Source organism: Pseudomonas sp. Z3-8 (genome assembly GCF_051131975.1).
Classification (GTDB): domain Bacteria; phylum Pseudomonadota; class Gammaproteobacteria; order Pseudomonadales; family Pseudomonadaceae; genus Aquipseudomonas.
Map to the genome: position 1 here is coordinate 5,764,497 of NZ_CP071643.1, position 12,461 is coordinate 5,776,957.

The 12,461-nt window shown below is 62.6% G+C and carries 12 protein-coding genes; 9 read left to right on the plus strand and 3 right to left on the minus strand.

Features of this window, described 5'->3' with window-relative positions:
- Positions 1–205 precede the first annotated feature (205 nt).
- A complete protein-coding gene (locus tag J3P94_RS26220) occupies positions 206–1,138 on the plus strand; it encodes an SdiA-regulated domain-containing protein (RefSeq protein WP_434570391.1) in 933 nt (310 codons plus the stop codon).
- A gap of 118 nt (positions 1,139–1,256) precedes the next feature.
- Positions 1,257–2,171, plus strand: a complete 915-nt coding sequence (locus tag J3P94_RS26225; protein ID WP_434570393.1) for an SdiA-regulated domain-containing protein — start codon at positions 1,257–1,259, stop codon at positions 2,169–2,171.
- A gap of 153 nt (positions 2,172–2,324) precedes the next feature.
- On the opposite strand, the gene rpiA is transcribed toward J3P94_RS26225, so the two are convergent.
- The gene (rpiA, locus tag J3P94_RS26230; RefSeq protein WP_434570395.1) at positions 2,325–2,999 is read right to left on the minus strand and encodes a ribose-5-phosphate isomerase RpiA; all 675 of its coding nucleotides are present in this window, start codon (positions 2,997–2,999) and stop codon (positions 2,325–2,327) included.
- Positions 3,000–3,325: 326 nt separating this feature from the next.
- Here rpiA and ilvA point away from each other — a divergent pair, with 326 nt between their 5' ends.
- Genes ilvA through J3P94_RS26250 form a run of 4 tightly spaced genes read left to right on the plus strand, consistent with a single transcriptional unit; the run spans position 3,326 to position 7,028 of the window.
- Entirely contained in the window at positions 3,326–4,840 is a 1,515-nt protein-coding gene (gene ilvA / locus J3P94_RS26235; RefSeq protein WP_305497561.1) for a threonine ammonia-lyase, biosynthetic, read from the plus strand.
- A 38-nt stretch (positions 4,841–4,878) separates the two neighbouring features.
- Positions 4,879–5,292, plus strand: coding sequence for a DUF2269 family protein (locus J3P94_RS26240; protein ID WP_434570397.1), 414 nt, complete (start codon positions 4,879–4,881; stop codon positions 5,290–5,292).
- A gap of 15 nt (positions 5,293–5,307) precedes the next feature.
- Positions 5,308–6,564 carry an SDR family oxidoreductase gene (locus J3P94_RS26245; protein WP_434570399.1) on the plus strand — a complete coding sequence of 419 codons (1,257 nt, stop codon included), beginning with the start codon at positions 5,308–5,310 and terminating at the stop codon, positions 6,562–6,564.
- Positions 6,561–7,028, plus strand: a complete 468-nt coding sequence (locus J3P94_RS26250; protein WP_434570401.1) for a DUF2269 family protein — start codon at positions 6,561–6,563, stop codon at positions 7,026–7,028. Before J3P94_RS26245 ends, J3P94_RS26250 begins: the two co-directional genes overlap by 4 nt.
- A 4-nt stretch (positions 7,029–7,032) precedes the next feature.
- Here the strand turns inward: J3P94_RS26250 and J3P94_RS26255 are convergent, their stop codons facing one another.
- Entirely contained in the window at positions 7,033–7,689 is a 657-nt protein-coding gene (locus J3P94_RS26255) for an HAD family hydrolase (protein WP_434570403.1), read from the minus strand.
- 143 nt (positions 7,690–7,832) lie between these two features.
- Here J3P94_RS26255 and J3P94_RS26260 point away from each other — a divergent pair, with 143 nt between their 5' ends.
- Together J3P94_RS26260 and ptsP are read left to right on the plus strand one after the other, a co-directional pair.
- Positions 7,833–8,312, plus strand: a complete 480-nt coding sequence (locus tag J3P94_RS26260; protein WP_003186867.1) for an RNA pyrophosphohydrolase — start codon at positions 7,833–7,835, stop codon at positions 8,310–8,312.
- 22 nt (positions 8,313–8,334) lie between these two features.
- Positions 8,335–10,614, plus strand: a complete 2,280-nt coding sequence (gene ptsP / locus J3P94_RS26265) for a phosphoenolpyruvate--protein phosphotransferase (RefSeq protein WP_305497566.1) — start codon at positions 8,335–8,337, stop codon at positions 10,612–10,614.
- 127 nt (positions 10,615–10,741) lie between these two features.
- Here ptsP and J3P94_RS26270 read toward each other — a convergent pair whose 3' ends face one another.
- Positions 10,742–11,488 carry an NRDE family protein gene (locus J3P94_RS26270; protein WP_434570405.1) on the minus strand — a complete coding sequence of 249 codons (747 nt, stop codon included), beginning with the start codon at positions 11,486–11,488 and terminating at the stop codon, positions 10,742–10,744.
- Positions 11,489–11,635: 147 nt separating this feature from the next.
- On the opposite strand from J3P94_RS26270, the gene J3P94_RS26275 reads away from it, so the two are divergent.
- Positions 11,636–12,418, plus strand: a complete 783-nt coding sequence (locus J3P94_RS26275; protein ID WP_434574314.1) for a sulfite exporter TauE/SafE family protein — start codon at positions 11,636–11,638, stop codon at positions 12,416–12,418.
- Positions 12,419–12,461 lie beyond the last annotated feature (43 nt).

Genomic DNA, 12,461 nt, shown 5'->3' on the forward strand with positions numbered 1-12,461 from the left:
AGCGAGCTTGCTCGCGATTGCGTCATGTCAGCCGACATCAACATGTCGGACACACCGCTATCGCGAGCAAGCTCGCTCCCACAGGTTAGCCTGAGCGGCCATCCGGCCATTTACCGTTTTTTTCACATGCCATCCGGATAATTCCGGGCAATGCGGCATCTGAGCCAGCCAGCCCCTAGCCGAATTCCCTGGAACGTGTCCCCTGATGGCCAAGACCCAAGCACTGCCCACCCCCAAAGCATCCCGTCGCTCTCGCTTCGCCCTGCCCTGGTATGTCTGGCTGCTGATCGCGGGCGCCAGCGCTTACGGCCTGGCATTCGCCATGCATTGGGATGACCGCGGCCTGCTTTGGGTGTCGGAGCGCTTCCAGAGCCAGGCCGAGCGTCGGGAAAGCATCTGGCTGCCTGATTACCACGCTGTCATTGACGCCAAGGCGCTCCCGGGAATGGAAGACGACGAAGCGTCCGACCTGACCTATAGCCCACAGACCAAGACCCTGTTCGCGGTGATGGGCAAAAATCCGTTCCTGGTGGAGCTGACCCTGCAGGGTGACGTATTGCGCAAGATGCCGCTGGTGGGCTGGGGTAACCCTGAAGGCGTGGCTTTCATGGAAAACGGCCTGCTGGCCATCACCGATGAACGCAAGCACACGCTGTCGATCGTCCAGGTTGATGCCAATACCCGGGAGCTGAACATCAAGGACTTCCCCCAATATGACCTGGGCACGTCGAAGAACCAGAACAAGGGATTCGAAGCCATCGTCTGGGATCCGAAGAATCAGCAACTGATCCTTGGCGAAGAGCGCCCACCGGCATTGTTCACCTGGAAAAGCGACGGGAGCCAGCTGCTCAAGGGCGACAAGCAGATCCATGTCAGCAACGAACTCGACCTGCGCAACCTGTCCGCCCTGGCCGTAGACCCGCGCACCGGCCACACGCTGGTGCTATCGGCCGACTCCCATTTATTGCTGGAACTGGACGAAGCAGGCGATCAGGTCAGCTTCATGACCCTGCTCGGCGGCTTCAACGGCCTGAAGGACACGATCCCTCGCGCCGAAGGCGTCACTGTCGATGAAGCCGGCACCCTCTACATCGTCAGTGAACCGAACCTGCTCTACCGTTTCGAAAAACAGCACTGACAGCGCGACTTCGTAAGACAACTCCGACCATCGTGTAGGACGTGGCACGCGGCCATTAAGCTTCAGTTCAGGCAGTCGTGGTATTTCCAACCACCTGTTTTTATCCGAGCCCTCCTACATGCGTCGACTTGTCCGTCCCAAGCCACTGTTCCTGCTGTTGCTGGTCATCGTGCTGATCGCCCTGATCACGGCGGGCCAGTACCTGCGCCTGTTTGAGCGCGCCTGGTTCAACATGAGCAGCCTGTGGCACCCCGTCAACGAGCAGGCAATCGCACTGGATCAGTACCAGGTCGCGCTTGAGGCGCAAGTGATCGAAGGGTTGGACGATGACGTTTCGGCGCTGACCTTCGATCCGATCCGCAAGACCCTGTTCACCGTGACCAACAAGAATCCCGAGCTGATCGAGCTGTCGCTGGACGGCAAGATCTTGCGGCGCATAGCCCTGGTCGGGTTTGGTGATTCGGAAGCGGTGGAATTCATCAGCGAGAACATCTATGTCATCACCGATGAGCGCCAACAACGGCTGATCAAGATCCATCTGGACAACGATACCCGGTTCCTCGACGCGGCCGAAGCCGAGCAGATCTCGCTCGGGGTGCACATGAGCAGCAACAAGGGTTTCGAAGGGCTGGCCTACGACTCCCTGGGCAAGCGGCTATTCGTGGCGAAGGAGCGCGACCCGATGCTGATCTACGAGGTCCACGGGTTTCCCCACCACAACCCGGAAAAATCCTATGCGGTGCACGTCGTCAACAATCCCAAGCGTGACGCCGGGCTCTTTGTGCGCGACCTTTCAAGCCTGCAATACGATGAGCGCAGCGGTCACCTGATGGCGCTGTCCGACGAGTCGCGGTTGATCATCGAGCTGGATATCAACGGCCGTCCGTTGAGCACGCTGTCGTTGAGCAAGGGCCGCCACGGCCTGCAGAAAACCGTCCCCCAGGCTGAAGGCCTGGCCATGGATGACGATGGCAACCTGTATGTGGTGAGTGAGCCGAATCTGTTTTACGTGTTCAAGAAGGCGCAGCCTTAAGCTCGCACAGACCCCATGTGGGAGCGAGCTTGCTCCGGGCGGCGATCCGACGATAGCGGTGGGTCAGCTTGCATGGATGTCGAATGTGCCTTCGTCATCGCGAGCAAGCTCGCTCCCACAGGGTCCGGTGTGAACCAATAACTATCCGCCGGGTTATTCAGCCCGCAGCGTCTTCACCCCTTCAGCAGTCCCCAGCAACAGCACATCCGCCGGACGTGCGGCGAACAGGCCGTTGGTGACCACGCCGACAATGGCGTTGATCTGGCGTTCCAGCTCCACCGGGTTGGTGATCTGCAGATTGTGGACGTCGAGGATGATGTTGCCGTTGTCGGTCAGCACACCTTCGCGATACACCGGATCGCCGCCCAGTTTCACCAACTGACGGGCGACGTGGCTGCGGGCCATGGGGATAACTTCCACCGGCAGCGGGAAGGCGCCGAGTACCGGCACCAGCTTGCTGGCGTCGGCGATGCAGATGAAGGTCTTGGCGACTGCCGCGACAATCTTCTCGCGGGTCAATGCAGCGCCACCGCCCTTGATCAGGTTCAGGTGCGCATCGCTTTCATCGGCGCCGTCGATGTAGAACTCCAGGTCGCTCACAGTGTTGAGCTCGTACACCGGGATCCCGTGGCCCTTGAGGCGCGCGGCGGTGGCTTCGGAGCTGGCGACCGCGCCATCGAACGCACCCTTGTGCTGCGCCAGCGCGTCAATGAAGCAATTGGCGGTCGAGCCGGTGCCGACCCCGACGATGCTCTTGTCATCCAGCTTCGGGAGGATGAGGTCGACGGCGGCCTGGGCCACGGCCTGTTTGAGTTGATCCTGGGTCATGCGGGCTCCGAGGGTGCCGAGAGGGAACGAAAGGCCGGCATTATAGGCGTCGGAGCAGCCTTGGTCATTGCCTGTTTGGCACAGATCCAGTGTGCCAAGGGACCTTCCTCCCGCTGGACCGTGCAGCAACCGTGGCGAGGGAGCTTGCTCCCGCTGGATCGCGTAGCGGTCCCAGAAAAAGCGATGAGCGCTTCGCACTCAAGCGGGAGCAAGCTCCCTCGCCACGGGGACTTGTGTGCGCCGGCTGCCTTAATTCGTGTGGTCGCCCGGCCAAAAGCCGGGTTAGACTCCCTGGCCCTGCCCAACCCGCTCAGTGATGCTTTCCGATGCTCGAACAGTACGTCAAGAAGATCCTCACCTCGCGCGTTTATGACGTTGCCGTTGAAACCCCGCTGCAGACCGCCCGCCAGCTCTCCGAGCGGCTGGGCAATGACGTCTGGCTCAAGCGTGAAGACCTGCAGCCGGTGTTCTCGTTCAAGATTCGCGGGGCCTACAACAAGCTGACCCAACTCAGCGACGAAGAGCGCGCCCGTGGCGTAGTCACGGCCTCGGCCGGCAACCACGCCCAGGGCCTGGCGCTGGCAGCCAAGGTGCTGGGCGTCAAAGCCACCATCGTCATGCCCAAGACCACCCCGGAAATCAAGGTCGAAGGCGTACGCTCCCGCGGCGGCAAAGTGGTGTTGCATGGCGACTCGTTCCCCGAGGCGCTGGCGTATTCGCTGAAGCTGGTCGACGAAAAGGGCTACGTCTATATCCATCCCTATGACGACCCTCATACCATCGCCGGGCAGGGCACCGTGGCGATGGAGATCCTCCGCCAGCACCCCGGGCGCCTCGATGCGATATTCGTCCCGGTGGGCGGTGGCGGGCTGATTGCCGGGATCGCGGCCTACGTGAAATACCTGCGCCCCGAGATCAGAATCATCGGCGTCGAGCCTGATGACTCCAATTGCCTGCAAGCGGCCCTGGCCGCCGGTGAGCGCGTGGTATTGCCGACCGTCGGCCTGTTCGCCGACGGCGTGGCCGTGGCGCAGATCGGCCAGCACACCTTTGATATCTGCAAGCACTACGTGGATGAAGTGATCACCGTCAGCACCGACGAGATCTGCGCAGCTATAAAGGATATCTACGACGATACCCGCTCGATCACCGAACCGGCCGGCGCCTTGGGCGTGGCCGGGATCAAGAAGTACGTCGAATCGCGGGGCATCAGCGGTCAGACCCTGGTGGCCATCGATTCCGGCGCCAACGTCAACTTCGATCGCTTGCGCCATGTGGCCGAGCGCGCCGAGCTGGGCGAAGGGCGCGAGGCGATCATCGCCGTGACCATTCCTGAGCAGCCGGGCAGCTTCAAGGCCTTCTGCGAAGCCATCGGCAAACGCCAGATCACCGAATTCAACTACCGCTACAACACCGGCAGCGAAGCGCACATTTTCGTCGGCGTACAGACGCATCCGGAAAACGATCCGCGCAGCAAGTTGATCGCCAGCCTGACCGAGCAAGGCTTTCCGGTGCTGGACTTGACCGACAACGAGCTGGCCAAGCTGCACATCCGCCACATGGTCGGCGGGCACGCCGCCCACGTCATCGACGAAGTGGTGCTGCGTTTCGAGTTCCCGGAGCGTCCGGGCGCGTTGTTCAACTTCCTCAACAAGCTGGGCGGGCGCTGGAATATCTCGATGTTCCACTACCGCAACCATGGCGCGGCGGATGGTCGCGTGGTCGCCGGGCTGCAAGTGCCTCACGATGAACGCCACCTGGTACCGGCCGCCCTGGAAGAAATCGGCTATCCGTATTGGGATGAAAGCGATAACCCGGCCTATCAGCTGTTTCTTGGTTGAAGGGCTACGCTGAAGGACATCGGCCTTAAGGAAATCCCATGGAAACTCTGCTGACCTTGAAAGTCCTGCACGTCGCGGCCACGGTCCTGCTGCTGGCTTGCGGTGTAGTCCTTGCCGTCCTGGCCTGGCGTAAACGCAGCGAGGGACCGGCCAGCACGCTGCGGCGTCCCTGGCTGTTGGCCTGGTGCGTGATGCTGGTCTGCATGCTGAGCATGCCGTTCACCGGCTGGTGGCTGGTTCACCTGGTGGGCTGGCCGTTGGGGCAAAGCTGGCTGTTGGGTTCCAGCGTGATCTACACGGTGGCGACGCTCTGCGTTTTCTGGCTGCTGGCAAGGCTCAATCGTCTGCGCTTGGGCAGCGGTGGCGGCAGCAGGTTTACCCTGGCATTGGCGATCATCGGTGGCGTCGGCTTCCTGTCCATCGCCGCGCTGATGGGTGCCAAGCCGATTTAAGCGACAGGGACGGGCATGAAGATCCTACTGGTGGGAGGCGGCGGTTTTATCGGGCGCCGTCTGCTGCGAGCGTTGCACAGCGCTGGCCACTCGATCATCGCAACCAGCCGTGAGCCTCAGGGGCCAGGTTGGCCTGGGGTTGAATGGCGGCAGCTGGATCTCGGTGTACTGGCAGGCGACCCTGAACACTTTGCCTTGCCCCTGGACGTCGATTTGCTGATCAACGCGGCCGGGCTGCTCAGCGTCGACACCGAGGCGCTGAGCCTGGTCCAGGATCGGGGCGCGCGAGCGTTGTTCGACCAGGCCGCGCGCCGCGGTGTCCGGATCCTGCAGATTTCCGCGCTGGGCGCGAGTGCGCAATCGGACGTGCCGTTCCTGGCGAGCAAAGGCTTGGCCGACGAATATCTTTGCGTGCTGGACAGCGTATCGGTGGTGCTGCGGCCCTCGTTGGTGGTGGGACCAGGCGGCGCGAGCAGCGGCTGGATGGAGGGCCTTTCTCCGTGGCCGTTGATTCCCTTGCTGAATCTTCAAGCGCGCATCCAGCCCGTACATGTCGATGACCTGGTGGGCGCGGTGCTCGCCCTGCTGCGGCAATGGCCGACCGAGTCGGTCGTGTTGCCGCTGGTAGGACCGGAGCCGATGACGCTGGCCCGACTCATCGATCATCTGCGCGCCGCCCAAGGTTGGGCGCCGGCCCGCTACATCAAGGCCCCTGCGCTGTTGACTGAACCGGGCAGCCGGCTTGGGGATCGGTTCGGCTGGCGGGCGTTGAACAGGCAAAGCCTGGCCTTGGCACAACGGGACAATCTGGCCGACCCCGCGGCACTCGCGTCAATCTGCGGGTATTACGCCGCCCCCGTACAAACCCGCTTGCAGGATTGGCCCAGCGCAGCCCAGAGCAGCCTCAGAGCGATCCGCCCGCTGATGCTCGCGGTACTGGCGATCATCTGGCTGGGTACCGCCATCGTCTGCCTCGGCCCCGGCTACGATTGGGGCTTGCGTATCATGGCCGAAGCCGGTGTCCACGGCACCTGGGCGAAGCGTGCGGTAATCGCCGGCGCGCTGTGTGACGGCGTGCTGGGCGTGGGCATGCTATTCAAGCGCTGGCGCCGCCAGGCATTGCGGTTGCAGTTGGGATTGATGCTCGGCTACACGCTTTGCATCAGCTTTATCCTGCCGCACTATTGGTTTGACCCTTATGCGGCTGTCGCCAAGAACCTGGTGCTGATAGTCGCGACTTTATGGCTGCTTTGGACTGAACCGCGCCGATGAGCATTTATCTGCTGCTGAAAACCCTGCACATCCTGTCTTCGACCATCCTCTTCGGCCTGGGCGCCGGGTCCGCCTACTATGCGCTGCGGGCCTGGCGCAGCGGCAAGCTTGAAGTCATTGCCGTCACCTTCAAGCATCTGGTCTTCGCCGATTGGGCGTTCACGGCCACTACCGCCGTGTTCCAGCCGCTGAGCGGCCTGGCCCTGATGCATATGGCCGGCTGGCCACTGCAACAGAGCTGGTTGATGTGGAGCATCGGCCTTTATTGCCTGGCGGGTACCTGCTGGCTGCCGGTGGTCTGGTTGCAGATCCGCGTGCACAAAATGGCCGAGCAAGCCTTGCAGGACGGCACGCCCATGCCGCTCAAGGCCAGCACCTACATGCGCTGGTGGTTTGCGCTGGGCTGGCCGGCGTTCCTCGCGTTCATGGTGATCTTCTATCTGATGGTGGCCAAGCCTGCGTGACAGGTCAGTCGCGCAGGCTGATCACCGGCCAGCCGCGTTTCTCGGCCTCGGCCCGCAGGTTCGGATCCGGATCGACCGCCACCGGGTGCGTCACTGCTTCCAACAACGGCAAGTCGTTCATCGAGTCGCTATAGAAGTAGCTGTCGTCCAGCGAATACCCGGTCTCTTCCAGCCAGCGATTCAGCCGGGTCACCTTGCCCTCGCGGAAACAGGGGATGTCGGTGCTGCGCCCACTGTAGCGACCGTCGATCATTTCGCACTCGGTGGCGATCAGGGTTTCGACGCCCAGACGCTCGGCAATCGGCGCGGTGACGAAGCGGTTGGTGGCGGTGATGATCACCAGCTTGTCGCCGGCATCACGGTGTTTCTTCAGCAATTCGATGGCTTGGGGCAGCACGATCGGCTCGATGCAGTCGCGCATGTACTCGAGATGCCACTGCGCCAGCACCTCCATCTCGGTACGGCCGAGAATTTCCAGGCAGAAATTCAGGTACGCGGCGTTGTCCAGCTTACCGGCCAGGTAGTCCTGGTAAAACTCATCGTTGCGCGCCTTGTAGGTGACGGCATCCAGAAACCCGCGCTCGCAGAGGTAATCGCCCCAGGCGTGATCGCTGTCGCCGCCCAGCAGCGTGTTGTCCAAGTCGAATAAAGCCAGCCGCATTGCAGTTACTCGCTGAAATTTCTTGAGAAAGGCGCCCAGAATACGGACTTTTCACAAGAGTGCACATAAGGTGGGCAGCCTCGTTGCTGCTTTCACAACCTTTGTGGAACAATGCGGCGACATGCGTTTGCGAGGTTGTTGCCGTGATCGATCCCGATGGTTTCCGTCCCAATGTGGGGATCATTCTTACGAATGATGCCGGACAGGTGCTATGGGCTCGCCGTATCAATCAAGACGCCTGGCAGTTTCCACAGGGAGGGATCAACCCCCAGGAGACGCCGGAAGAGGCTTTGTACCGCGAGTTGAACGAAGAAGTGGGGCTGGAGCGAGAGGATGTCGAAATACTCGCCTGCACCCGAGGCTGGTTGCGCTATCGTTTGCCGCAACGCCTGGTCCGCACGCACAGCCAACCGCTGTGTATCGGCCAGAAGCAGAAATGGTTTCTCCTGCGCCTGATCTCCAACGAGCAGCGGGTGCGGATGGATTTGACCGGTAAACCGGAATTCGATGGCTGGCGCTGGGTCAGTTATTGGTATCCGTTGGGCCAGGTGGTGACATTCAAGCGCGAGGTGTATCGACGCGCTCTCAAAGAGCTTGCCCCGCGCCTGCTGACGCGCGACTGACGACGGAGTTCGACCCCGAGCCATGCTCAATACGCTGCGCAAGATCGTCCAGGAAGTTAACTCCGCCAAGGATCTCAAGGCGGCGTTGGGGATTATTGTATTGCGCGTCAAAGAGGCCATGGGCAGCCAGGTCTGCTCGGTCTACCTGCTGGACCCCGAGACCAACCGTTTTGTGCTGATGGCGACCGAGGGCCTGAACAAGCGCTCCATCGGCAAGGTCAGCATGGCGCCCAACGAAGGCCTGGTCGGCCTGGTCGGTACCCGGGAAGAACCGCTGAACCTGGAAAACGCCGCCGATCACCCGCGCTATCGCTACTTTGCCGAGACCGGTGAAGAGCGCTACGCATCGTTCCTCGGCGCGCCGATCATTCACCACCGCCGCGTCGTCGGCGTGTTGGTCATCCAGCAAAAAGAGCGCCGCCAGTTCGACGAGGGCGAAGAAGCCTTCCTCGTGACCATGAGCGCGCAACTGGCCGGGGTTATCGCCCACGCCGAGGCCACCGGCTCGATCAGCGGCCTGGGCCGCCAGGGCAAGGGCATCCAGGAAGCCAAGTTCGTCGGCGTGCCGGGCTCACCGGGCGCGGCGGTGGGCACCGCGGTGGTCATGCTGCCGCCCGCCGACCTCGACGTGGTGCCGGACAAGACCATCGCCGACATCAATGCCGAGCTGGGCTTGTTCAAGACCGCCATCGAGGGCGTGCGAGCCGACATGCGCGCCCTGTCCGCCAAGCTGGCGACGCAACTGCGGCCTGAAGAGCGCGCGTTGTTCGATGTCTACCTGATGATGCTTGACGATGCCTCCCTGGGCAGCGAAGTGACCACGGTCATCAAGACCGGCCAATGGGCCCAGGGCGCGTTGCGCCAGGTGGTGACCGACCACGTCAACCGTTTCGAACTGATGGACGACGCCTACCTGCGCGAGCGCGCCTCCGACGTCAAGGACCTCGGTCGCCGCCTGCTCGCCTACCTGCAGCAAGAGCGTCAGCAGACCCTGGTCTACCCCGACAACACCATCCTGGTGAGCGAAGAGCTGACCCCGGCGATGCTCGGCGAAGTGCCGGAAGGCAAGCTGGCGGGCCTGGTCTCGGTACTGGGCTCGGGCAACTCCCACGTGGCGATCCTGGCCCGGGCCATGGGCATTCCCACGGTCATGGGCCTGGTGGACCTGCCGTATTCCAAGGTCGACGGCATCCAGATGATCGTCGACGGCTACCACGGCGAGGTCTACACCAACCCCAGCGACGTGTTGCGCAAGCAGTTTGCCGATGTGGTGGAGGAAGAGAAGCAACTCTCCCTGGGCCTGGATGCCCTGCGCGACCTGCCGTGCATAACCCTCGATGGCCATCGCATGCCGCTGTGGGTCAACACCGGCCTGTTGGCCGATGTGGCCCGGGCGCAGAAGCGTGGCGCCGAGGGCGTGGGCCTGTACCGCACCGAAGTACCGTTCATGATCAACCAGCGTTTCCCCAGCGAAAAGGAACAGCTGGCGATCTACCGCGAGCAATTGTCCGCGTTTCATCCGCAACCGGTGACCATGCGTAGCCTGGACATCGGCGGCGACAAATCGCTGTCCTACTTCCCGATCAAGGAAGACAACCCGTTCCTCGGCTGGCGCGGGATCCGCGTGACGCTCGACCATCCGGAAATCTTCCTGGTCCAGGCCCGCGCCATGCTCAAGGCCAGCGAAGGCCTGAACAACCTGCGCATCCTGTTGCCGATGATCTCTGGCACCCATGAGCTGGAAGAAGCCCTGCACCTGATCCACCGGGCCTGGGGCGAGGTGCGCGACGAAGGCACCGACGTACCCATGCCGCCGGTGGGCGTGATGATCGAGATTCCGGCAGCGGTGTACCAGACCAAGGAACTGGCGCGGCAGGTGGACTTCCTGTCGGTAGGCTCCAACGACCTGACCCAGTACCTGCTGGCCGTGGATCGCAACAACCCACGGGTGGCCGACCTCTACGACTACCTGCACCCGGCCGTGCTGCAAGCCTTGCAGAACGTCGTTCGCGACGCCCATGCCGAGGGCAAGCCGGTAAGCATCTGCGGCGAAATGGCTGGCGACCCGGCGGCGGCGGTGCTGCTGATGGCGATGGGCTTCGACAGCCTGTCGATGAACGCCACCAACCTGCCGAAAGTGAAATGGATGCTGCGCCAGATCAACCTCAGCAAGGCCCAGGAGCTGCTGGCGGAGCTGATGACCATCGACAATCCGCAGGTGATCCATAGCTCCTTGCAGTTGGCGCTGAAAAACCTCGGGTTGGCGCGGATGATCAACCCGGCTTCGAACAAGACCCTTTAGATCCCGCGGCGAGCATTTGTGGCGAGGGAGCTTGCTCCCGTTGGCGGGCGAAGCCCGCCCAAAAGCTTTGGGGCTACTTCGTAGCCCAGCGGGAGCAAGCTCCCTCGCCACGGGGTTATCGTCGGCATTAAACGAGCAGCTCCACCTCCCCCAAATGCCCCCCATGCGGCCCGAAACTGCGCTCGACCATCTGCCGCGTCCCGTCAGCATTAACGACCAGCGCCGTGCTCGCCCGCGTCCCGTAGGCCGGGCTGGCGATGAACACGCTCGACAGCAGCATTTCCGTGGACAGTCCCACGCCGGTGTCCGGCAGCTCCGCCACCGGGGCCGGTAGCGGATCGTTCAATAGCGTCAGCAGCGCTTGGGGTTGCGGGTCATGCAGCACCTCACCCAACGCCGTCCGGGCCTTGAGCAATTTCGGCCAGGGCGTGTTCAACCCGGCGTTGGACAATCCGTAGATCCCTTCGGCCAACGACTGCGGGCGTGTATCGCGCGCGTTGTAGTGCCACAGTTCGGCGCCATCGCCCAGCAGCAGGTTGAAGCCACCATACTCGCCGGCGCGCGGCACGACTTCGCTCAGATAATCGACGATCGACAGGTTCCCGGTCAGGAACCGCGCCACCAGCTCGCCGCGAGACTTGAACGCCGGGAGCTGGCCAGGATCGCGGATGTTGGTCAGCGCGGCAAAGCGGCCCCCGGCGCCGACCCCGAGCCAGGTGCCGCCCGCTTCCAGGTCGCGACCGGCATGCACGTGCGGCGCGTCAGGCCACTGCGCCAGTGGCAGCGTCGGGCGCGCATAGAACTCGTCGCGGTTAGCCGCCACGATCAGCGGCTGGGCGTGGCCGGGCCGCCAGGCAAATACGATCAGGCACATCAGGTTGTCCTGTGAAAAATCCGAGCTCCGCTTTCGTGGTGCCTACTTTACCCACACATCACCAACGCATCCATCGCCTTCAGTGGAGCCCAGGCCCCTCGATCCGTTACCATGCCGCTCTTGTTTGCGATGGTCGAGGCGACGCTGGTGGAATTCCTGCTTTATCTGCTGCTTGGCGCCTGTGCCGGTGTACTCGCCGGGCTATTCGGCGTCGGCGGCGGGATGATCATCGTCCCGGTGCTGGTGTTCAGTTTCACCTTGCAGGGTTTTGACCCGCAGGTGTTGACGCACCTGGCTGTCGGTACGTCCCTGGCATCGATCATCTTTACCTCGGTGAATGCCGTACGCGAGCATCACCGCAAAGGCGCGGTGCGCTGGCAGATCTTTACCTGGATGACCGTCGGGATCCTGATCGGTGCCGGTTTCGGCGCCATTACCGCCGAAGCGATCTCCGGCCCGCACCTGCAAAAAATCATCGGCATATTCGCCATGCTCGTTGCCCTGCAACTGGCGCTGGATTTCAAGCCGAAGGCCAGCCGTACCGTGCCGGGCAAGGTCGGATTGGGCCTGGCCGGCACGGTTGTCGGCTGGGCCTCGGCGATTTTCGGTATCGGCGGCGGTTCGCTGACCGTACCGTTCCTGACCTGGCGCAGCGTGCCGATGCAACAAGCGGTCGCGACTTCGTCGGCCTGCGGGCTGCCCATCGCCCTGGTCAGTGCGTTAAGTTTCATGATTCTGGGGTGGCAGGATCCGCTGTTGCCGCCTCATAGTCTCGGTTTTGTATATTTGCCGGCACTGCTGGGCATCGCCCTGACGAGCATGATTTTCGCCCGTTTCGGCGCGCGACTGGCCCATCGCCTGTCGCCGCGCTTGCTCAAGCGGCTGTTCGCCGCTTTATTGTTCAGTGTGGGCTTGAGTTTCCTGCTCTGACGCAATCCTGGCTTAATCCCGAGGTGGCAGCTTCGCCCGGGTA

Bases quoted from the DNA above. Each gene is read 5' to 3' on its own strand.
- J3P94_RS26220 (WP_434570391.1), top strand. From the start codon at position 206: ATGGCCAAGACCCAAGCACTGCCCACCCCCAAAGCATCCCGTCGCTCT.
- J3P94_RS26225 (WP_434570393.1), top strand. From the start codon at position 1,257: ATGCGTCGACTTGTCCGTCCCAAGCCACTGTTCCTGCTGTTGCTGGTC.
- rpiA (WP_434570395.1), bottom strand. From the start codon at position 2,999: ATGACCCAGGATCAACTCAAACAGGCCGTGGCCCAGGCCGCCGTCGAC.
- ilvA (WP_305497561.1), top strand. From the start codon at position 3,326: ATGCTCGAACAGTACGTCAAGAAGATCCTCACCTCGCGCGTTTATGAC.
- J3P94_RS26240 (WP_434570397.1), top strand. From the start codon at position 4,879: ATGGAAACTCTGCTGACCTTGAAAGTCCTGCACGTCGCGGCCACGGTC.
- J3P94_RS26245 (WP_434570399.1), top strand. From the start codon at position 5,308: ATGAAGATCCTACTGGTGGGAGGCGGCGGTTTTATCGGGCGCCGTCTG.
- J3P94_RS26250 (WP_434570401.1), top strand. From the start codon at position 6,561: ATGAGCATTTATCTGCTGCTGAAAACCCTGCACATCCTGTCTTCGACC.
- J3P94_RS26255 (WP_434570403.1), bottom strand. From the start codon at position 7,689: ATGCGGCTGGCTTTATTCGACTTGGACAACACGCTGCTGGGCGGCGAC.
- ptsP (WP_305497566.1), top strand. From the start codon at position 8,335: ATGCTCAATACGCTGCGCAAGATCGTCCAGGAAGTTAACTCCGCCAAG.
- J3P94_RS26270 (WP_434570405.1), bottom strand. From the start codon at position 11,488: ATGTGCCTGATCGTATTTGCCTGGCGGCCCGGCCACGCCCAGCCGCTG.